Consider the following 516-nt stretch of genomic DNA (forward strand, 5'->3'; position numbering starts at 1 on the left):
TGTCACTAAGGTTATCAGTATCTTTGTTAGACTCGCTGTCAGTGACCTCATGGTTGGTGTGACTAACTAAACTATCAACCAAGTTATCAACATCATCAGCAATCGTGCCACTGTCTAAATCAACCGACTCACCAAGCGCTGTTGCGTTTTGCTCATCGATTGTATTTACCGGACTACTTTTGCTTGCACTGCTGCCTTTTATTACATCGTCAGACATTATTCATCATTCTCTTTCACATCATTGACCGGCAAATCATCTTTTACTGAGTATGCTTTAAGGCGCTTATCATCTTGTACTGATTCTTGGTACGCTTCAAACGATGGGGGTAACGCTAATGCATCATTCCATTTTGGCAGAATAGGTAAGTTGTCATCATCCATCAATGACAAGCCTTCTTCTTGCTTACGTAGTTGGTCAGCGCGAATAAAGTTATACTTATCTTTCGCCATATTATGCATCATCGTTGAATCAGTAATAATTTGTGGCTTAAGAAATACCATCAAGTTACGCTTACG

General features: G+C 39.9%; 1 protein-coding gene and 1 pseudogene. Both read right to left on the reverse strand.

Annotated features, from left to right (window positions below; all coding sequences use genetic code 11):
- The coding region (locus Q4496_RS17940; RefSeq protein ID WP_303610980.1) for a hypothetical protein at positions 1-217 on the reverse strand (217 nt) is incomplete at its 3' end.
- A pseudogene (locus tag Q4496_RS17945) lies at positions 217-516 on the reverse strand (hypothetical protein); the annotation flags it as partial. The gene Q4496_RS17940 and the pseudogene Q4496_RS17945, both read right to left, overlap by 1 nt.

It is taken from the genome of Colwellia sp. 5_MG-2023, assembly GCF_030547795.1.
GTDB lineage: Bacteria > Pseudomonadota > Gammaproteobacteria > Enterobacterales > Alteromonadaceae > Colwellia.